Below are 20,622 nucleotides of genomic sequence, written 5' to 3' on the forward strand. Positions count from 1 at the left end.
TAACTGACTTTACTGTTTTTCATTTCTATATCGTTCCTCACGATGTGCCAGATATTCATTGACACGCTCAAAGCAACTGGTGGAAACAGCAATTCTTCCAGAACGTACAAACTGAAGCACACAGTTCAGATTTCTCAACTCCTGATACAGGTTAGTAATATCATCGCTCATACCTGTCATTTCGACTATAGAATAAGTAGGATTTACTTCTACTATATGTGCTCCATAACGACGTACGACTTTTGATGCTTCTGCAGTTGACTGAAACTCTGGTGTAGAAACCTTATACATGGCAACTTCACGCTGGAAGATTTCCTTATCGGTAAAATAATGTGCTTGTATAACGTCCATCTTTTTTTCTATCTGACGCACCACCTTTTCTACGATATCGGGAGTGGTCCAGCAAGTAATAGTGTACTTATGTACTCCCTTAATGGAAGAGGCAGACACGTTCAAACTTTCAATATTAATCTGACGACGTGTAAATACAGCAGTTACCTGATTCAACAAACCGGCTATATTTTCCGAATGAACGATTATTGTATATAATGTCTTATTATTATCCATAGTTACTTTTATATTAACAGTCCAACAGCATATAGTTTACGGGACTTCCCGGAGGAGTCATAGGCAATACCTTTCCTTCTTCTACCACACAGGTTTCCAACAGGAACGGTCCGTCGGTTTTCAGCATCTCACGAATAGCATCGTTCAATTCTAAACGATCCATCACCCTGCGTGAAGGAATACCATATGCCGCTGCAATCTGCATGTAGTCGGGGTTCATCATCGGAGTAAACGAATAACGGCGATTGAAGAACATGGCTTGCCACTGACGTACATTTCCCAGATAATTATTATTCATAAGAATGATTTTTACCGGAGCTTTTTGTTCCATAACAGTTCCCAGCTCCTGCATAGTCATCTGCAAACCTCCATCACCCATAAATGCACAGACCGTACGTTCTGGAGCGCCGAAAGTAGCTCCAATGGCAGCCGGCAGACAGAATCCCATTGTACCCATACCACCGGAAGTTACAACACTGCGCTTCTTTGCAAACTTGAAATAACGGCAAGCCAGCATCTGATTCTGACCGACATCGGTTACGAGAATAGCTTCGTTATCCGTTGCTTCGCTTACGGCATTTACCACTTCACCCATATTCAGTGGTCCGTCTTCAGGAAATACTTCCGGTTTTATTACTTGAGTGTATTCTTTTTCTTCATACGGCTGGAAGCTTTCTATCCATTCTGTATGTTTTTGGGCAACAATCCGCTCGGTAAGTAACGACAGTGTACGCTTGCAATTTCCAAGTACAGGAACATCTACCGGTACATTTTTCCCAATTTCAGACGGATCAATATCCAGATGAATGACTTTTGCCTGACGGGCATATGTAGACAAATCACCTGTTACACGGTCGTCAAAACGCATACCTACAGCAATCAGGACATCACATTCATTGGTTTTTACATTAGGACCAAGATTACCATGCATGCCGAGCATTCCTTTATTCAACGGATGCTTGGACGGTAAAGCTGAAAGACCCAGCAGGGTACATCCACAAGGTAAATCTGCCTTTTCAACAAACTTACGAAGCTCTTCCTGAGCACCTCCAAGTTCTACTCCTTGTCCTACCAAGACTAATGGCCTCTGAGAGGCATTTATCAGTTCCACAGCCTTGTTTATTTCATCCATGTCAGTTTCCGGATCCGGATCGTAGCTACGGATAAAATCAACATCTACCGGTTCGTAATCAGTCATTTCTATCTGAGCATTCTTTGCAAAATCGAGGACAACCGGTCCGGGACGTCCGCTTCGTGCTATATAGAAAGCTCTCGAAACAGCCCAGGCTACATCTTCCGCACGGCGTATCTGATAACTCCATTTCGAAATTGGCTGAGTTATACCCACCAAGTCAACTTCCTGAAAGGCATCCGTACCCAATAATCCGACACCGACCTGTCCAGCTATCACAACAATCGGGGTGCTGTCTATCATTGCGTCAGCTATACCTGTAATGGTATTCGTAGCTCCCGGTCCACTGGTTACCAGACAGACACCTACTTCACCCGAAACGCGTGCAAATCCTTGTGCTGCATGAGCCGCACCTTGTTCATGACGAACCAATATATGGTTTAATTTATCTCTATGATCATATAAAGCATCAAATACAGGCATAATAGCTCCCCCCGGATATCCAAAGAGAGTCTTTACCCCCTGATGTTCCAACGAACGCATTAAAGCTTCCGATCCTGTAATTCTTTCTTTAGCCATAAGTCAAATGAAGAATAAATAGTTCTTTATACAATTCTTACTCCACCCTTGTCGGCCGAGCTTACCATGCTGGCATAAGCTTTCAGAGCTTTCGACACCTGACGATTGCGAGTCACAGGCGCCATAGGACGTGCTGCCAGCTCTTCATCAGTGAGTTTTACATTAATAGTACGATTGGGGATATCTATCTCGATAATATCTCCATCAACAATCTTACCGATATTTCCACCAGCCGCAGCTTCAGGAGAAATGTGTCCGATACTTAATCCGGAAGTACCTCCACTAAAACGTCCGTCTGTAATCAAAGCACATTCTTTACCCAAATGTTTTGATTTGATATATGAGGTGGGATAAAGCATTTCCTGCATACCAGGACCTCCTTTCGGCCCTTCGTGAGTAATAACGACTACATCTCCGCTCACAACCTTACCACCAAGAATGCCTTCGCAAGCTGACTCCTGAGAATCAAAGACCTTAGCCGGTCCTGAGAATTTCCAGATGCTCTCATCCACTCCTGCTGTTTTTACTACACAACCGTCCTGAGCAATATTTCCTTTCAATACCGCCAGTCCTCCGTCTTTGCTGTATGCATGCTGTAAATCACGAATACAGCCAGCAGCACGGTCTGTATCAAGTTCTTTATAAACATTGTTCTGAGAACCTAACTCAATATTGAATTTTCCGCCCGGAGCACTTGTATATATACGCATGGCTTCTGCATCTACATCAGCCTTACAAATATTATACTTGGAAATAGCTTCCTCGAGTGTAGAACCGTCAACACGATGTACACTGGTATCAAGCAAACCTCCTTTTGCCAGCTCTCCTAAAATATTAAGAATACCACCGGCACGATTGACATCCTGAATATGATATTTTTGAGTATTTGGAGCAACTTTACACAGACAAGGTACACGGCGGGACAACATTTCAATATCATCCATCTTGAAATCAACTTCAGCTTCATGAGCTACTGCAAGCAGATGAAGTACTGTATTGGTAGATCCTCCCATTGCAATATCCAGTGTCATGGCATTCAAGAAAGCCTGACGAGTAGCGATACTGCGAGGCAAAACGCTGTCATCACCTTCTTCATAATACTTATATGCATTTTTTACAATAAGTTCGGCAGCATCACGGAATAAGCGTTTACGATTTTCGTGTGTGGCTACGATTGTTCCATTTCCAGGCAGAGCCAATCCGATGGCTTCATTTAAGCAATTCATAGAATTAGCCGTGAACATTCCCGAGCAACTGCCGCATCCTGGGCAAGCATGACATTCAATTTCGGCTACATCCTCGTCACTTACAGTCGGGTCAGCCGATTTAATCATCGCATCTATCAAATCGAGATGCATGCCTCCCCACTCCCCGGCTTCCATAGGTCCACCAGAAACAAACACTGTAGGAATATTCAATCGCATGGCAGCCATAAGCATACCCGGAGTAATCTTGTCGCAATTCGAAATACATACCATAGCATCTGCCTTGTGAGCATTTACCATATACTCCACACTGTCGGCTATAATATCGCGGGAAGGCAATGAATATAACATTCCGTCGTGTCCCATAGCGATACCATCGTCAATAGCTATCGTATTAAATTCGGCAGCAAAGCATCCCAGCTTCTCAATTTCGGCTTTTACCTGCTGACCTATTTCATGCAAATGAGTATGTCCCGGAACAAATTGTGTAAACGAATTTACAATAGCAATAATGGGCTTCCCAAACATTTCTTTTTTCATACCGTTAGCAACCCATAAAGCTCTTGCTCCTGCCATACGGCGACCTTCGGTACTCATCGAACTGCGTAACTGATGTTTCATTACATTATCTCCTTTTCATTAAGTAAAAAGCCTTTCTCAACACTGGCGAGAAAGGCTTTCATACATATTTCTTATGTGAACTATATACACGAAAACTTTACTCACCTCTTGGTTCTTTCACCACGACGCGAATAATATGCAGGACTGCCAAGTTAATTCGTATATCAGTTATCATTTTCATATTATCTTGTTTTGTTTACGCTTGCAAAGGTAAAGGCTTTTTCGAAACAAACAAATAAAATGAAAGATTTTTTCGATAAAAAATAATCATTAGTAAGTTTCCCTAGGTTTTTATATCCAATTTCTTTTTAAACAATACATATTACCACATTTATAACATATAGATATAAACAGAAAGAGAAGACAGACCGTATTTCTGAATATCATTTTTTATTCGTACCTTTGCGAAAATTCAATTATTCAAACAAATTATTAAGTATGGAAAATAAATACATCACCGTAGCATATCGTCTGTATGCTATTGCTGACGGTAAAAAAGAATTGCTGGAAGAAGCAACTGTAGAACATCCGTTCCAGTTTATTTCAGGTATCGGATATACACTCGATAAATTTGAAAAAGAAATTACAGCTTTAAGCAAAGGGGATAATTTTAATTTTACTATCCCATGTGCAGAAGCTTATGGCGAACGTAACGAAGACAATGTACGTCAGGTATCAAAGAAAATGTTCTGTGATCCGGACGGAAACTTCGACAGCGAAAACATTTTCCCAGGAAACATCATTATGCTGAACGATGCAGAAGGTCATCAGTTTTATGCAAATGTAGGTGAAATAACAGAAGACAAAGTTGTACTCGATCTCAATCATCCTCATGCTGGTAAAGACCTGATTTTCGAAGGAACTGTTACCGAAATGCGTCCTGCAACCAATAAGGAAATCGAAGGAATGGTAAACATGATGAGTGGAGAAGGATGTGATTGTGGATGTGACAGCTGCGGAGGCGGATGCGGAGACCACGAACATCACCACCACGATGATGGATGCTGTGGAGGCGGATGCGGACACTGCCATTAAATCTATTAAATTTCATCTAAATAAAAAGCACAGTGTAACATGATTACATTGTGCTTTTCACCATAAAACACATTCCTTTATGATACTTATTGCCGACAGTGGATCCACAAAAACCGATTGGTGCTACGGCACAGAAATAAGCAACTGCAAAATTATCCAGACAGAAGGAATCAATCCATTTCATCAATCCGCAGAAAAGATAGAGTCTATAATCTGCCAAGGACTCATTCCTCAACTGGGTTTTCCTCTTGAACGTTGTACTGCCATCTATTTCTATGGTGCAGGATGCCTGCCGCCTAAAACAGAAAGTATCATACATGTCTTACAAAACAACTTTCCTGAAGCCGACATCGCTGTAGATACAGATTTACTGGGAGCAGCACGTGCTTTGTGTAAAGACAATGCAGGAATCGCCTGTATATTAGGAACAGGATCAAATTCATGCTTATACGATGGCAAGCAAATAATACAGAATATATCTCCACTTGGATATATTTTGGGAGATGAAGGTAGCGGTGCATATTTAGGAAAACGTTTTATCAGTGACTGCCTAAAAGGACAGTTGCCGGAAATATTACGAAATGGATTATTGGAAAAACTCAATCTTACTGTTCCTGAAATATTAGATAAAGTTTATCGGCAACCAGAAGCCAATCGCTTCCTCGCCTCTTTAACAACCTACATTCATGAGCATAAAGATATGCCTCAAGTACATACATTCTTACTAGATTGTTTTGGGGAATTCTTCCGGCGTAATGTTATGCCCTATCACCGGTCATTACCTGTATCATTTGTGGGATCCATAGCATGGTTCTTCCACGATGAGCTTACAGAAACTGCAAACTCTTATAATATTCCATTAGGAATTTTTATAAAGAACCCGATAAGCGAACTGATTCAATACCATTTTCGGATACCAAAATAAAATCGAGTAGGAGGAACGGGATTAATTCCCGTTCCGACCTCTCACACCACCGTACGTGCCGTTCGGCATACGGCGGTTCCCTAATTAACCTTTAAACACAGGATGATAGTACATCTTAAAAGTAGGGTAACCAGCCCGAAGCAAACGCTCATCCGACAAAGCCGCTTGTACAGTGGGATGACTTGCCATTCGCCAGTATTTCTTACGACAAAAGGCAGCCATTCGCACACGGCTCTCATCGGGAATAAGCTTCTTCAGATTTCGATACCGGGTTCGGACTCGTTTCCAAGACTTCCAAATACACATCCGTATGCGATGACGGAGCCAGCCGTCCCATTCCTTTATCCTACTTTTGAGACCTGCAAGCTTAAAATAGTTGAGCCAACCACGGATATACCAAGTCAAACGTTGTTTACGATATTCGTAGCTCCAGCCGTTATTACGGCTGGTGAGTTCACGTATCTTAATCTTCATCTTCTTGATACTATCGACATGGATGTAGAATTGGCATTTGCCATTTCTACGACCAAAGGCATAGGATAGGAATTTGATGTCACGCATATAAGCAACATGGGTCTTATCCTTATTCACCTTTAGAAAAAGTTTCGTTTCAATAAAGGGAAGCAGATTATCCAATGTGCGTTGGGCGGAACGACGGCTTTTACAAAAGATGACCAAGTCATCAGCATACCGAACGAACAAATGCCCACGTCTCTCCAGTTCCTTGTCCAACTCATTAAGCATTATATTGCTTAATAAGGGGCTCAATGGACCACCTTGAGGAACTCCGACCGGACTGTCCTCTTTCTTGCCTCCTATAAGTACACCGGAGTTCAGATATTTATGAATCAGAGAAATGACACGACCGTCTTTGATGGTACGTGACAGGATTGCTATCAACTTACTATGGCAGAATGTATCAAAGAATTTCTCCAAATCCATATCGACCGTGAACACATAACCGGCAGAGATATATTCGCCACATTTTAATAACGCATCATGAGCACTACGATGAGGGCGGAAACCATAGCTGGCTGGTGAAAATTGAGGTTCATAAAGAGGTTGAAGCACTTGTGAGATGGCTTGCTGAATCAAACGGTCAACAACCGTGGGGATACCCAAGTTACGTGTCTTCCCATTCGACTTGGGAATCTCCACACGACGCACGGGGTTCGGATGGTAGTTACCATCATAAATGGAAGTTATTAGCTTATCCTTGTGGCAACGAAGATAAGGAAGCAACTCGTCCACTTCCATACGGTCAATGCCGCCACTACCCTTGTTACTCTTTACCTGTTTATAAGCAAGGTTTAGATTAGAAGGGGAAAGAATGTATTCCAATAACTCTCCTTTTTCCTGTTTAATGGCTGTAAGATGATTTTCAGTTATCCCAATGAAAGTCTGCATACCAATCAGCACTTCAGGTTCCACCCTCTGCGCCGATCGGTCGGATAGAGTTTCTATGTTCTGCTTTCTTCCCATCATAAGGTAACATTCAGGTATCTTACATAATTATGGTTCAGCCCTTCCCCATTATGGTGAGTAACAGGTACTATGGCTTCGGCTGACTTCTCACGACAAATCTTGTTTCAACCAGATACAGTTGTGGTGCATCTGTACGTGAGACCTCCCCAGATAAGAACGTACGCTTTCATCTCATATACCCTCTGATTCTACTACATAGGGATTCGGATAGTTATAGGACTTTATTTTGTTTAGCAAACTTGTCCTCCAAATGTAGCCTTATAATCAGTTTCTGTTCGTAGAGCCGAGAGTTTGCCGCCAGCTTCCTTCAGATTCCTCCTCGCGAAGGACACCCTTGCCTTGGGCTAACGATTCCCACTATCAGGGCTCGTTCGGGACTTACACCCTATAGCGCACGCCCATGCTGGGCGTACTAAAATAAAAAAGGGAATCTTCCCAGACTCCCAATCTTCATTAACCTTAAATCTAATACCATGAAAAACACGATGCAAAGATATAGGTTTTATGTTATACAACATAATAAAATCAACAAAAGCCCCATTTATTAACTATATTTAATACTTTTCTTTTTTATATTGTAATTTAATTAGATTTATTTGTTTATTAAATAGACAAAACATATATTTGTTGAAATTTTTTATGCATAATACATTACATAGATAAAAAATACAATATTAAGTTTAACCTATTACAATTTAGTTATGGAGAATTATACAAATAATATGGTACGCTACAATAGCATAATAAAAGCGTGTGTTCTTTTAGGGGAATTATGTATTTGTAGTGGATTATTTTATATCTTTTACCTATGGACCATTTATAGGGGGAAATATACTGAACTAACAGCTACACTACCTCAAGTTTTAATCATAATTATATTATGCTATCTAATATGTAGCATTCAAGGAGGAGTAGTCTTACACCTGCGCAAAATATATCCATATCAGATAATCATGCGTGTATTCCGTAATGTTTTTTATTTTTCAATATTGACAGGTACAGTTTTAAGTGTTGGTAAATTCATGAATATATGTTCTCTGTTTTTTCCAGCCTATATTTCAACATTATTTCTTCTGCTAAGCCTTTTCCGACTTACATTTAGAGATATCTTAAAACGTTTTCGTAGTCAAGGAAAGAATATACGTTATGTCGTATTAGTTGGAAGCACTTCTAATAATATTGAAATGTATCATGAATTATCGGATGATCCATCTACAGGTTATAAAGTTAATGGATATTTCGATGATAAGCCGAATCCAGAAATGCCCTCACAATGCTGCTATCTAGGACGTCCAGAGGAAGTCCAAAATTATTTGAAAAAAAACTCATATATACATTATCTATTCTGTTGTCTTCCATCACACCGTAGCGAAATTATTGTACCAATTATCAATTATTGTGAAAACCATTTAGTACATTTTTATAGCGTACCAAATCTACATAATTACTTACATAATCGTGTATATTTTAATATGATGGGGAATGTACCTTATCTTAGTTTACGTCAAGATCCATTAAGCCGTACGGAAAATAAATTACTGAAACGTACATTTGATATTGTTTTCTCACTGTTATTCTTATGCACTTTATTCCCAATCATATTAATTATTGTAACAATCATTACAAAATTAACCATGCCGGGACCAATCTTCTTCCGTCAAAAACGTAACGGATTAAATGATAAAGAATTCTATTGCTATAAATTCCGTTCGATGAAAGCCAATGCCGAAGCAGATACACTACAAGCTACAAAAGATGACCCCCGAAAAACACGCTGGGGAAATATTATGCGTAAGACAAACATCGATGAACTTCCTCAGTTTATTAATGTACTGCTGGGAGACATGAGTGTAGTAGGACCACGCCCTCATATGCTAAAACATACCGAAGAGTACTCTAAACTGATAAACAAATACATGGTACGCCACTTCGTAAAACCAGGAATTACCGGTTGGAGTCAGGTTACAGGATATCGCGGAGAAACAAAAGAGCTGAAAGATATGGAAGGCCGTGTAATAGGAGATATCTGGTATATTGAGCACTGGAGTTTCTGGCTTGATATCTATATCATATATAAAACTGTCAGAAATGCTATTCATGGCGAAAAGAATGCATATTAACAATAAACCTTATAACATTAAAGCCGTATCAAAGTGAAACAGAAGTGCCCTCAAAAGTTAAACACAAAACTTTTGAGGGCACTTCTGTTCAAACAAAATTTGATTCGGCTTTTTTATTTCTGTAAATTATAATCAAAGCATGATATACGCAAACAGTTCTAACTTCACCACATCCCTTTTTTATTTATTAGCGTCTGACAGATACACCTAATCACTTGATTATAAAAAACCATCACGCAAAAAACAGGTTGGTACGACAATACAAAACACGCTCCTTCAGACATACATAAACAAATGAAAAATTCTACTAGACAATATAAGTTCTACTCTAAATAAAAATAACCATACTCAGCATGAAAAATCGAAGCACTCCCTTTCTTCTGAATATCCGGTTATAACCATTTTGCAACAATCTCCTCCGTCCGATTCCAAAGCTCCTGCGACTGACTATGATGAGTGTACTTTTCCGATAAAACCTTAGGTCGACAGCTGACATTCAACGTACCAGTACGTTTACCGGCCTCTTCATCGAGTAAAAGGCAGATTGCTGTAGCAGCTCCTTGCCGAGGTGTACGGATAAAAGGGCGGAAGAAAATATCAGTCAACAGATCGAACCACATATGCATGGTGATAATGTCTGTCGAAACGATACCCGGATCAGCAGCATTGACTACAACTCCCCGCTCTTTCAGACGTTCAGCCAAATCGAAGGTAAAGAGTGTAAGCGCCAGTTTCGTATTGCTATATACAGGAATCCGCCAAAAGCTGCCCTTCTTCCCCTTTATGAAAAAATCAGGAAAATCCAGTTTCCCTATCGCATACGTACAAGACACCATATTGAGGATACGGCTCCCCTTGCCCATCAGCGGCAATAATTTGCGAGTCAGTAAATAATGTCCCACATAATTAACACTTACCGTACGCTCCAGCCCATCTTCCGTTATATGGAGTCCGGTTTCCATCGTCCCGGCATTATTCATCAGCAAATCCAGCCTGTCTCCACGCTCCAGCATCCGGCAGGCAAAAGCGTTTACAGAAGCCAGCGAGGACAAATCTATCGACATCACCATAATATCAGCATTACCTGTTTCCTCTATCAAAAGCTTCCGCTTAACCTCAGCTTTTTCAGCATTATAACATGCCATTACCACACAATATCCAGCCAAAGCTACCGCACGGGTTATTTCCGTTCCCATACCACCGTCTGCTCCTGTTATTATCGCTAGTCCTTTTCTCATATCAACCTCTACTCTCTATGCGTTCAATTTCTTTTTTCAAGCAATCCGGCAATTCTTCCTGCAGGTGTTGATGACATGCCATATCAAGTGTATACATACGGGCTATGCAATAATTACTATGTTTACAACTGCAACGGGCATTTTCTTCCATGCGCATACGGTTTACAAATCCTGGTTCATTAAGCAATGCACGACCCATTTGTACGGCTTCAAAACCATCGTTAAGTACCTCATCAATCTTCCGACGGGTAACCAGACCACCCACATATACCAACGGCATATCCAGCGCTTTTCTAAATTTCAACGCATCATCCAGAAAATAAGCTTCGCGGAAAGGCACTGAAGGAATCATCCATTTCCCCACCAGACGAACACCATATTTCAGCCACCAGCAAGTCATATAATGTGTCATGCTACGGATAGGCATTTCTCCCCTCATTACATACATCGGCGCTTTACTTACAAAACCGCCACTCAAGACCAGAGCATGGGCTCCCGACTGCTGTAATCTGCGTGCCACCTGTAGCGATTCCTCCAACTCCATTCCGCCACGGAAACCGTCGCGCATGTTCATCTTCACCAGTACAGCCATGTCATTACCAGCAGCTGTCATCACTTCATCCATTACCATATCCATAAAGCGCATCCGATTTTCCAGTGAACCTCCGAAGATATCCTTACGATGATTGGTGGCAGGAGAAAGAAACTGACTGATCAGGTAGCCATGTCCGGCATGTATTTCCACAGCATCGAATCCGGACTCGCGTGCCAGACAAACAGCTCTGCCATACGCACGAGCCATTTCCGGCAACTCATCGGCACGAAGCCCGCGCACAAACGTGGGCGAATAAAGATTGAACCCACTGCTGGCTCCTACGGGCAGACAACCACAAATGCTTTTATGCGACATATTTCCGCAATGCCCCAGCTGAATGCTGGCAGCTGCTCCTTCTACATGAACCGCATCGGTGAGCCGACGGAGACCAGATACAATCTCCGGACGCATCCATAGCTGGCGGTCGAACGACAAGCCACTACGAGTAACAGCTGCATAGGCTACAGTCGTCATACCCACTCCTCCGGCAGCTACCGAACGATGATAATCGAGTAGCTGTTCCGACGGTTTATTTCCAGGGCACATACTTTCGAAAGCTGCTGAACGGATGGTACGATTGCGCAACGTCAATGGTCCCAATTTCACCGGAGTAAATAGTTTTGAATTCATAACAATCTGATTAAAATAAACATCACAGATGAGAAAGCCCTCATAAAATCTCAAGAGATCTGCTCATCTTTCAACGTATGAACAAGAATTCTAAGGCGAACTCTCAATATATATAAGGAATAATTCTCTTTTTGTCTTTAAGGGCTTCACATCCAAACTCTTCACGATAACGCCGATAGATGGCATCAGCACGAGGTACTAAATTGGCAGCTGTCCACCACACAAAAACCCATGCAGCAGGCGAAGCTGTCAACAAGGCAAAACCTGTCCACTCAATCAGTTCACCCAAATAATTGGCAGACGTAACATAACGGTAAAACCCTTTCTGCGGCAGATAATGTTTCGTATCGCCTGGCTTCCGCAAATGACGGATTACATAATCCGAATGAAGATTGATACTCATTCCGGCGATAAACAGTGCCAGCCCTATCCAAGGGAAAGAGTGCATCCAATAGCCGCAGCCTTCAGCATACAAATCTTCAGCAGACGGATAAGAAAAGAAACTTGTTATGAGCAGCATACCGTTCAGTATATTAAAGACAATCCCCATAGCTACAATGGCAACCGGCATACGACTTTTGCCTCTCATCAGCAGCGGGAAAACAAACGAGCGCTGAAAATAATGCAACAAAAACAGGCAGGCAAAGACAAACTGAGGAGCAAAAACGTCAATATCACTAGACAGCCACCCCCACAGCATAATAACGAAAGCCGGAGCCTCCATCAGCATCCAAGCTAACTTATTAGGCAAAGAGATTCCCCACGAGGATGTACGGAACATACCATATCCTGCCCTCACAAAATAAAGTGCCACAAATACTACCGCGCCTGCCACAGACATAGCATAAAGAAGGAATTGATAGGTGTCGTGACTCATAATCTTCGATTTAGAACAACAATCAAAGATACAGAAAAAGGAATCAGAATCAATGGTTTAAAAAATAGAAAAAATCCCCCTTTTCCTGCTTTAATTCTTTTCATATCATATATAAAAGACAAAAGCGGGAAAAGGAGGAAACGTCCTGTTCTTTCAGAATAATGTCAGCATATTTCTGAAAAAACATCAGCAGAAAAATTTTTCAGTACAAAACTTCAAAAAGACTTGGAAGGCATTTCTGAAACCTTGTACAAATTAATCACACTTTATCAGCATGCTTTAAAGCTCATATCAAGACCTTTTACAGAATGTGTCAAAGCACCTACGGAAATGAAATCAACACCACATTCTGCGTAATCGCGTAGTGTATCGAAAGTAATACCACCCGATGACTCAAGCTCTACACGTCCGTTTACCATTTCTACAGCCTTACGTGTATCTGCCGGAGTAAAGTTGTCAAGCATGATACGGTCAACTCCACCCAAATCGAGAACCTGCTGCAATTCGTCGAAGTTACGTACCTCAATTTCAATTTTCAGATCCTTACCTTTAGCCTTGCAGTATTCACGGGCACGCGTGATAGCCTTATCAATACCACCGGCAAAATCCACATGATTGTCTTTCAACAGAATCATGTCAAACAGACCGATACGATGATTTACACCACCACCGATTTTAACAGCCATTTTTTCAAGAATACGCATACCCGGTGTTGTCTTTCTAGTGTCGAGCACACGAGTCTTGGTTCCTTGCAGACGTTCTACATAACGGTGTGTCATCGTAGCAATACCACTCATACGCTGCATAATGTTCAGCATCAGTCGTTCGGTCTGAAGCAATGACTGGATCTTTCCTTCTACCACCATAGCTACGTCACCCGGCTTTACATGTGTACCGTCTTCAATGAAAACTTCCACTTTCATTTCAGGATCAAAACGGTGGAATACTTCTTTTGCCACTTCAATACCGGCAAGAATACCTTCTTCCTTTATCAGAAGTTTTGATTTTCCCATAGCATCGGCAGGGATACACGATAATGTGGTATGGTCGCCATCGCCGATATCTTCTGCAAACGATAAATCAATCAAGCGGTCGATTAAATCCTTAACAACTTTTTCGTCCATTTTATTTCTTGTTTTAAATACGTTTTCTTACTGGCAAAGGTAAGGATAATCCTTATCTTTGCAAAAAGAATAAATTAAAACAAGACAGAAAATGAAATTTACGTTACTAGTTGTCGGACGGACAGTCGAGAAACATTACATCACCGCCATTAACGATTATGCAGAGCGTACGAAACATTATATCTCTTTCGACATAGAAGTCATCCCGGAGCTTAAGAACACCAAAAGTCTGAGCATGGAGCAGCAGAAGGAAAAAGAAGGAGAACTGATTCTGAAAGCCCTACAGCCGGGCGATGTACCTGTGTTGCTCGATGAACATGGCAAGGAGTTCCGCTCAGTAGAGTTCGCTTCTTGGGTAGAACGAAAAATGCATACAGTCAGCAAACGGCTGGTATTCATTATCGGCGGACCTTATGGATTTTCTCCTGCCGTATATGCAGTCGCCCAAGAAAAAATTTCCCTTTCGAAAATGACATTCTCACACCAGATGATTCGGTTGATATTTGTGGAACAGCTCTATCGTGCCATGACTATCCTGAACAACGGTCCGTATCACCACGAATGAAAACATCATATCACACATCGTATAAGGCTGGACTAAAATAGAATTACTTAAGTAAAATAACCGATACTTTCAAACAAAAATCCCCTGCTTTAGCCTTAATCCATTCCGATTAAGTGCTTAAAAGCAGGGGATTTTGTACTTTAACCTATAAAATTATAAATAAATCAATCCGTCCTTTGGTACTGTAAGACACACTCGTGCGACTGTTATCTGCTCCCGTCTATCGGGTAGCAGGTCTTTTCATCTGCTTGATCAGCTTCTTGGTTTCGGTATCTACCCGATACGATTCGATTATTTTCTGCAACGTTTTGTTGTACGTAAAATCATCTAATGTATTCTGCTTCAGGTATTGCATGGTAATTTCAGGGAACTTTACAAAGCAGACTGACAGCGCCCATGCCACTGCCATTTTCACGTAATACCCATCGTGACGGATAGCATCATATTCTTCCAGCAGTTGTCCGATATGTTCGTCATCAATAAAAAGTTGCATACTCATCACAACCCCAAATCGAATTTCATACTCTCCCTGTGCGTGCATCCAGCCAACTAAATAATGCCACAACCGCTCCTTGTTTTCGGCGATGAATCTTTTCCCTCCTCCGAATTTAAAAGTATCACAAACCGACCAGCTGTTTATTATCCATACAAAGCGAGTAACGCGCTGCAAGTAGAATTCAACATCCGCATCAGGTTTGATACAGCCTAATACCATCCCCTGCAACATACGTTCTTCCATATAGAAAGTATCGGCAGTAAGCAGATACTCCTCCCAATCCGTATGCGAAATCCGTACTGCAAGTTTACGCAAATCAGGAATTCTTATTCCCAACACATGTTCTACACCCGGATTCAGACTCTCAGCAAAAGACTTATTTCCTCTTTCTGCCAACTCCAGTAAATGTTCCTTTATGGTCAGGTTATCCAATCGGTATTCTTTCATCTTTATACACTGTTAAAACTATCTTCCCGCAAAGATAAGAACAAGCATACCTAGTAGTAGGTATTTAACAACTTTTTTTACCAATTAATAGGTATTGATGCCCTAAAGCATGTGGAATACCTTTGCGTTTGTTAAGAACCAACAAAATTAGAAAACAAATGAAAAGTAAAATGTTCCTGTTTTCACTTTGTATCGCAGCAATAAGTACACACGCATTTGCTGCAAACGAAGCCGAGAAAACAAGCAAAAGCAGCGAAGAGGCTGTGACAGAAATGAAAGCCCAGAAACGTTCTATCTTAAAAACGAAAGAAAACGGTAAAGGGTTGACCATAGGAGGATACGGAGAGGCTGTATATAGCCATAACTTTTATTCGGACAAATATATACGCTATACGGCAAAAGACCCCAGCGTATACAAGGGACAGTCGCACGGACGTTTCGACTTGCCACATGTGGTACTTTTCCTGAATTATAATTTTGGTCATGGATGGTCAATGGGAAGTGAAATAGAGTTTGAGCACGGTGGAACGGAAAGTGCCATTGAAATAGAGGAAGAGGAAGCCGGAGAATATGAAAGTGAAATAGAACGTGGCGGAGAAGTTGCTCTCGAACAGTTCTGGATCCAGAAATCTATCTGTCCGGAATTCAACATCAAACTGGGGCACATTATTGTTCCGGTAGGTGGAACAAACCAAAACCATCTGCCGACGGAGTTCTTTGGAGTCTATCGTCCTGAAGGAGAAAATACCATCCTGCCTTGTACCTGGCATGAAACAGGTATCAGCTTGTGGGGACGTGTAGGTGACTGGCGCTACGAAGCTTTATTGGTTCCGGGTCTCGATTCTGACCGTTTCAACCGACTGAACTGGATTCAAGGCGGTGCAGGCAGTCCATATGAATTTAAAATCGGTAACTCCGTAGCAGGAGCTTTCCGCATCGATAATTATTCCATTAAGGGACTGCGCCTCTCTCTCAGTGGGTATGCCGGCAATTCTTTCAACAACTCACTGAATGACTATAAAGACAGCGAAAAGTATAAAGACGTAAAAGGAACTGTCATGATTGGGGCTTTCGATTTTAATTACAACGACCACAACTGGATAGTACGCGGGAACTTCGATTACGGTCATTTGAGTGATGCCGATAAAATTACGGAAGTCAATAAAAAGATGAGCAACAACTCTCCTTCCCCACAACAGAATGTTGCAGAAGCGGCTATTGCCACCGGTATAGAAGCTGGATACAATGTATTCTCACAAATCAATAAATTGAATGACAAAGGACAGAAGCTATATGTTTTCGGACGTTACGATTATTACGACTCTATGCATAAGACCAGTACGCCCATTTATAAATTCTGTGGACGCAATCGCATAGCAGCCGGAGTAAATTATTATCCTATCCACGATATCGTAGTAAAAGGTGAATATTCCATCGGTCTGATGCGAACACCTTACAACAATGAACCCGCCATATCGGTTGGCGTAGCATATGCAGGATTCTTCACCAAATAAAAACAACAAGAAAGCAAATTTTATTAACCACAACTTAAAATTCAAAAAAGATGAACATGTTTTTTAAATTTCCTCTTTGTATGACAGTTGTTACCATTATGGCAACAAGTATGATTTCATGTAGTGATAACAATAACGGGAGTAATACATCCAACGGTTTATCAGACGAAGAACAAGCATTGAAAGAAGCTATCGTTCCATACGTAGACAATACCGTTATCCCTACTTACACGGCTATGGCAGACGAAGCTATTCTAATGAGTGAAGCATGCACAAAAGCCAAAGAAGCTTACCTCGGTGGCGATAAGAGTAAAGCAACCGAATATGTGGCAGAAGCATGCGAGCACTGGACAGAATCACGTAAGGCATGGGAGTTGAGCGAAGCATTTCTGTTTGGTGCAGCTGCCGATTACAATATCGACCCTCATATCGATTCATGGCCTCTCGATCAGGTTGCACTAGATAATTTGCTGAATAATCAGAAAATGATGGATGCCATCGGTGAAGGTGATTTCGATTATATCACAACCAATCTAGGTTACGGTCTGCTAGGTTATCATGCCTTGGAATACATCCTGTTCCAGCTTACTGACGACTCACATAGAGAACCAAGAAACTTTGAGAAGACTTATAGCTACAGCGGACAGGTAGTAAATATAACGAACAATCATCTGATTTACATGGCAGGAGTTGCCGAAGATTTACGCAATCAGTGTATCCGTCTGGAGGCTTCATGGGCCGGTATGAATAATATCAGTACACAAAAACAGGAAATCCTTACCGAAACAGAACAAGAGCCGACTTTCAATTACGGTACGAGTATGAAAACAGCCGGACAAGGCGGAAGCAAATATACCAGTTATACCGTTGCCGCACAAGAATTGATTCAAGGATGTATCGATATCGTAGATGAAGTATGTACGCAAAAAATCGGACGTCCTAACTCAGGTCAGAGTGCCGACGACAAAAATTATATCGAATCACCTTATGCACTAAACTCGGTTGTCGACTTTGTCGATAATATCAAAAGTGTAAAAAATGCATACGAAGGAATCAGCTACGATGGCAAGAACAATGCAACATCTGTCAGCGCTTACGTTTCAACAGTCAACCAGGCTACAGATACAGAAGTAAAAGCGCTGATAGATGAATCCATTACCAAAATACAGGCTATACCAGAACCGTTTGCAAAAAATGCAACAGGAGCCGAAGCTGATGCAGCCATAGCATCTTTAAGCAAGTTATCTACAGCATTGAACAAAGCCAACAAAGCTCTTTTGAAATAAGAGCAATACAAATTTCTCGTAGAATAAAATAGCTTTAAACAGTCATCTTGAATTGAGGTAAAGACCCCTAAATTCCGATTCAAGATGGCTGTAGCAGCTTAGGAACAAAAATTTTACTTATGAAAACAAAGTTCTTATATCTGATAAATTCATTGTTCGTTGCCAGTGCCATAACAGCATGTAGTGACAATGAGAACCAGCATGTACCGTCCGACAATCCCGAAAATAACGAAAAGCCCGAATGGTATTACACCGGAGGCCAACTAGGTACTGCATACCTGACAACATCGAATGCCCTGGAACAGCCAACAGAACCCATCGAAGCTAATGAAGAGATGAGCCAGCGCTTTAAAAATGGTGAACAACTTTTCGAAAAAATGTATATGAACAATCATTCCGGAGTACGTAAAGGATTAGGGCCGGCATATGTACGCAGTTCGTGTATCCATTGTCACCCCGGATATGGTCACGGGAAACGTAATCCTGCCGGTGTTTTTCAAACTACATCAATAGGAAACGGATGTCTGCTTGTCGTTTACAATCCTGATACAGACGGATATGTAAGTTGGCTTACAGGAATGCCTCAGGGACACGCAACTCAGCCTTTTAAAGCTCCGCTGGATGAAAGCAAGGTCATCATTGAATGGAAGAAATATACCGACGAGTGGGGAAATAAATTTCCTGACGGAGAAAGTTATGACCTGGAATATCCGGAAGTTACACTTGCTGCTGATGCTGTATATGCAAAAAATGAAGGAGTAATCAGCAGTCTGGGCAACTATAAAGTGCTCTTGGAATCTACCATCGGTATTTACGGAACCGGACTGCTGGATGCCATCAGCGATGATGATCTGAAAGCACAATATGCCAAAGAAGAGCAAGACGGATACATGCAAAACGGTCTAAACGAAGCTTTCTTCAAAAATGGAGAATGGGTGAAGCAATACAGCAATACGAAAGTCACAGATGTCAATCCTGACTTTAGCGATAAAGGAGAACAACATCCTTTCAGATTTACTTATGCCCTGAGCAGAGGACCACTGCAAGACGCTGCCGGAGCGAACGCTATGTGGAATATCACAAACGTAACACGCAGCAACCGCCGCTATCATTATCTGGATACTTATTTTGCCAGTGCCAGCGGAGAGGATAAAACGGTTTACGGAGGAAGTTCATGGGTAAAAGCCTCAGCCAATGATCCGGAAGTACAGGCTGGTTATCAATCATACATTGAAGAAGTCGATCCTGATAAAAATCACCCGACCTGGCATGCAGATGATTATACAGACAAGACGCAGGTAGCCAGAGCCATTGCCGCATATCTCACTTCTCAAGAGCTGGATGTAGAAATGGATGATGAAGATTTTATCGATTTCATGGTATGGCATCGTGGATTAGCCGTTCCTGCCGCACGTAATGTGGATGATCCAGACGTGATAAAAGGCAAGGAACTGTTCGAACAGATAGGATGTGCTTATTGCCATCGTCCATCATGGACAACAGGAGATGATAACTTTTACGATCCGAACGGATTCTTTACCAAAGGCGACAGCCGGTTGCCAAGATATCCCAACCAGACAATCTGGCCTTACTCCGACCTCGTACAACATAAGTTACATATGGAAAACGACATCCGGACCGGCTGGTGCCGTACCACTCCGCTATGGGGACGAGGATTGCATCAGATGTGTACCGGTTCGACCACAGCCGACCGTCTGCACGATAACCGCGCACGAAACGTCATCGAAGCCATTATGTGGCATGGAAATGCTAAAAGTGATGCACGAATGACTGTCGAAAAGTTCCGTAACCTGTCGAAAGCCGAGCGCGATGCAATTGTAAAATTCATTGACTCAATCTGATCATACATTTGAGGGAGAACGAGGGCTTTCATGCAACAAAAAAGGTCTGAACTCTCTCCAAAAGAAACGAATCTAAAAAACTATTGCTGTCCGATAAAACTTTTAAGTCATCAATAAGCATTAACTTAAAAAGGGGCCTATCCATAAAAACAACACTGATAATCATCCTATTTAATATGTTTATCGGACACTAATATAAAAAACAGATTCTACCACGGATTACACAAACTGATATAGATATTCCTATACAAGGTATCAACAGACTTATTATAAGTAAAAAGATTTGTATAGTCCGTGGTAATATTTAATCTCCGTATCT

At 41.5% G+C, this 20,622-nt stretch carries 16 protein-coding genes; 7 read left to right on the forward strand and 9 right to left on the reverse strand.

Annotation, left to right across the window (positions count from 1 at the left end):
• Positions 1 to 9: 9 nt before the first annotated feature.
• From ilvN to ilvD, 3 genes are read right to left on the reverse strand one after another with little or no spacing between them, the layout of a single operon-like run.
• Positions 10 to 567, reverse strand: coding sequence for an acetolactate synthase small subunit (ilvN, locus tag ACDG22_RS13025; protein ID WP_007567725.1), 558 nt, complete (start codon positions 565 to 567; stop codon positions 10 to 12).
• Between the two features lie 13 nt (positions 568 to 580).
• Positions 581 to 2,278, reverse strand: coding sequence for a biosynthetic-type acetolactate synthase large subunit (gene ilvB / locus ACDG22_RS13030; RefSeq protein ID WP_270230412.1), 1,698 nt, complete (start codon positions 2,276 to 2,278; stop codon positions 581 to 583).
• Positions 2,279 to 2,304: 26 nt separating this feature from the next.
• The gene (ilvD, locus tag ACDG22_RS13035) at positions 2,305 to 4,104 is read right to left on the reverse strand and encodes a dihydroxy-acid dehydratase (RefSeq protein WP_270230411.1); all 1,800 of its coding nucleotides are present in this window, start codon (positions 4,102 to 4,104) and stop codon (positions 2,305 to 2,307) included.
• Between the two features lie 438 nt (positions 4,105 to 4,542).
• Between ilvD and ACDG22_RS13040 the strand changes: the two genes are divergently transcribed.
• Together ACDG22_RS13040 and ACDG22_RS13045 are read left to right on the forward strand one after the other, a co-directional pair.
• Positions 4,543 to 5,139 carry an FKBP-type peptidyl-prolyl cis-trans isomerase gene (locus tag ACDG22_RS13040; protein WP_177593145.1) on the forward strand — a complete coding sequence of 199 codons (597 nt, stop codon included), beginning with the start codon at positions 4,543 to 4,545 and terminating at the stop codon, positions 5,137 to 5,139.
• A 79-nt stretch (positions 5,140 to 5,218) separates the two neighbouring features.
• The gene (locus ACDG22_RS13045) at positions 5,219 to 6,064 is read left to right on the forward strand and encodes an ATPase (protein ID WP_118483131.1); all 846 of its coding nucleotides are present in this window, start codon (positions 5,219 to 5,221) and stop codon (positions 6,062 to 6,064) included.
• 84 nt (positions 6,065 to 6,148) lie between these two features.
• Here ACDG22_RS13045 and ltrA read toward each other — a convergent pair whose 3' ends face one another.
• Entirely contained in the window at positions 6,149 to 7,549 is a 1,401-nt protein-coding gene (gene ltrA / locus ACDG22_RS13050; protein ID WP_370858913.1) for a group II intron reverse transcriptase/maturase, read from the reverse strand.
• A 701-nt stretch (positions 7,550 to 8,250) separates the two neighbouring features.
• Between ltrA and ACDG22_RS13055 the strand changes: the two genes are divergently transcribed.
• A complete protein-coding gene (locus ACDG22_RS13055; protein ID WP_178269718.1) occupies positions 8,251 to 9,669 on the forward strand; it encodes an undecaprenyl-phosphate glucose phosphotransferase in 1,419 nt (472 codons plus the stop codon).
• A 392-nt stretch (positions 9,670 to 10,061) separates the two neighbouring features.
• Here ACDG22_RS13055 and ACDG22_RS13060 read toward each other — a convergent pair whose 3' ends face one another.
• The 4 genes from ACDG22_RS13060 to nadC all read right to left on the reverse strand — a co-directional run bounded on the left by ACDG22_RS13060 (position 10,062) and on the right by nadC (position 14,133).
• Positions 10,062 to 10,907, reverse strand: coding sequence for an SDR family oxidoreductase (locus tag ACDG22_RS13060; RefSeq protein ID WP_178269717.1), 846 nt, complete (start codon positions 10,905 to 10,907; stop codon positions 10,062 to 10,064).
• A gap of 1 nt (position 10,908) precedes the next feature.
• Positions 10,909 to 12,132 (reverse strand): NADH:flavin oxidoreductase, encoded by a 1,224-nt coding sequence (locus tag ACDG22_RS13065; RefSeq protein WP_178269716.1) that lies wholly within the window; start codon positions 12,130 to 12,132, stop codon positions 10,909 to 10,911.
• A 103-nt stretch (positions 12,133 to 12,235) separates the two neighbouring features.
• On the reverse strand, positions 12,236 to 13,009 hold the full coding sequence (locus tag ACDG22_RS13070) for a DUF1295 domain-containing protein (RefSeq protein WP_022125320.1): 774 nt from the start codon (positions 13,007 to 13,009) through the stop codon (positions 12,236 to 12,238).
• A 269-nt stretch (positions 13,010 to 13,278) separates the two neighbouring features.
• Positions 13,279 to 14,133: a carboxylating nicotinate-nucleotide diphosphorylase gene (nadC, locus tag ACDG22_RS13075; RefSeq protein WP_007567742.1), complete on the reverse strand. Its 855-nt coding sequence runs from the start codon at positions 14,131 to 14,133 to the stop codon at positions 13,279 to 13,281.
• 91 nt (positions 14,134 to 14,224) lie between these two features.
• Here nadC and rlmH point away from each other — a divergent pair, with 91 nt between their 5' ends.
• The gene (rlmH, locus tag ACDG22_RS13080) at positions 14,225 to 14,698 is read left to right on the forward strand and encodes a 23S rRNA (pseudouridine(1915)-N(3))-methyltransferase RlmH (protein ID WP_022125319.1); all 474 of its coding nucleotides are present in this window, start codon (positions 14,225 to 14,227) and stop codon (positions 14,696 to 14,698) included.
• A gap of 220 nt (positions 14,699 to 14,918) precedes the next feature.
• Here rlmH and ACDG22_RS13085 read toward each other — a convergent pair whose 3' ends face one another.
• Positions 14,919 to 15,641 carry a DNA alkylation repair protein gene (locus ACDG22_RS13085; protein WP_178269715.1) on the reverse strand — a complete coding sequence of 241 codons (723 nt, stop codon included), beginning with the start codon at positions 15,639 to 15,641 and terminating at the stop codon, positions 14,919 to 14,921.
• Between the two features lie 158 nt (positions 15,642 to 15,799).
• On the opposite strand from ACDG22_RS13085, the gene ACDG22_RS13090 reads away from it, so the two are divergent.
• From ACDG22_RS13090 to ACDG22_RS13100, 3 genes are all read left to right on the forward strand, one after another.
• On the forward strand, positions 15,800 to 17,155 hold the full coding sequence (locus ACDG22_RS13090; protein ID WP_178269714.1) for a hypothetical protein: 1,356 nt from the start codon (positions 15,800 to 15,802) through the stop codon (positions 17,153 to 17,155).
• Positions 17,156 to 17,205: 50 nt separating this feature from the next.
• The gene (locus tag ACDG22_RS13095; protein ID WP_178269713.1) at positions 17,206 to 18,441 is read left to right on the forward strand and encodes an imelysin family protein; all 1,236 of its coding nucleotides are present in this window, start codon (positions 17,206 to 17,208) and stop codon (positions 18,439 to 18,441) included.
• A gap of 119 nt (positions 18,442 to 18,560) precedes the next feature.
• A complete protein-coding gene (locus tag ACDG22_RS13100) occupies positions 18,561 to 20,303 on the forward strand; it encodes a di-heme oxidoredictase family protein (protein ID WP_178269712.1) in 1,743 nt (580 codons plus the stop codon).
• Positions 20,304 to 20,622 lie beyond the last annotated feature (319 nt).

Source organism: Phocaeicola coprocola, from assembly GCF_041333015.1.
Taxonomy (GTDB): Bacteria; Bacteroidota; Bacteroidia; order Bacteroidales; family Bacteroidaceae; genus Phocaeicola; species Phocaeicola coprocola.

Bases quoted from the DNA above. Each gene is read 5' to 3' on its own strand.
- ACDG22_RS13100 (WP_178269712.1), top strand. From the start codon at position 18,561: ATGAAAACAAAGTTCTTATATCTGATAAATTCATTGTTCGTTGCCAGT.
- ACDG22_RS13060 (WP_178269717.1), bottom strand. From the start codon at position 10,907: ATGAGAAAAGGACTAGCGATAATAACAGGAGCAGACGGTGGTATGGGA.
- ACDG22_RS13085 (WP_178269715.1), bottom strand. From the start codon at position 15,641: ATGAAAGAATACCGATTGGATAACCTGACCATAAAGGAACATTTACTG.
- ACDG22_RS13055 (WP_178269718.1), top strand. From the start codon at position 8,251: ATGGAGAATTATACAAATAATATGGTACGCTACAATAGCATAATAAAA.
- nadC (WP_007567742.1), bottom strand. From the start codon at position 14,133: ATGGACGAAAAAGTTGTTAAGGATTTAATCGACCGCTTGATTGATTTA.
- ilvD (WP_270230411.1), bottom strand. From the start codon at position 4,104: ATGAAACATCAGTTACGCAGTTCGATGAGTACCGAAGGTCGCCGTATG.
- rlmH (WP_022125319.1), top strand. From the start codon at position 14,225: ATGAAATTTACGTTACTAGTTGTCGGACGGACAGTCGAGAAACATTAC.
- ACDG22_RS13090 (WP_178269714.1), top strand. From the start codon at position 15,800: ATGAAAAGTAAAATGTTCCTGTTTTCACTTTGTATCGCAGCAATAAGT.
- ACDG22_RS13065 (WP_178269716.1), bottom strand. From the start codon at position 12,132: ATGAATTCAAAACTATTTACTCCGGTGAAATTGGGACCATTGACGTTG.
- ACDG22_RS13070 (WP_022125320.1), bottom strand. From the start codon at position 13,009: ATGAGTCACGACACCTATCAATTCCTTCTTTATGCTATGTCTGTGGCA.
- ACDG22_RS13095 (WP_178269713.1), top strand. From the start codon at position 17,206: ATGAACATGTTTTTTAAATTTCCTCTTTGTATGACAGTTGTTACCATT.
- ACDG22_RS13040 (WP_177593145.1), top strand. From the start codon at position 4,543: ATGGAAAATAAATACATCACCGTAGCATATCGTCTGTATGCTATTGCT.
- ilvN (WP_007567725.1), bottom strand. From the start codon at position 567: ATGGATAATAATAAGACATTATATACAATAATCGTTCATTCGGAAAAT.
- ACDG22_RS13045 (WP_118483131.1), top strand. From the start codon at position 5,219: ATGATACTTATTGCCGACAGTGGATCCACAAAAACCGATTGGTGCTAC.
- ilvB (WP_270230412.1), bottom strand. From the start codon at position 2,278: ATGGCTAAAGAAAGAATTACAGGATCGGAAGCTTTAATGCGTTCGTTG.
- ltrA (WP_370858913.1), bottom strand. From the start codon at position 7,549: ATGATGGGAAGAAAGCAGAACATAGAAACTCTATCCGACCGATCGGCG.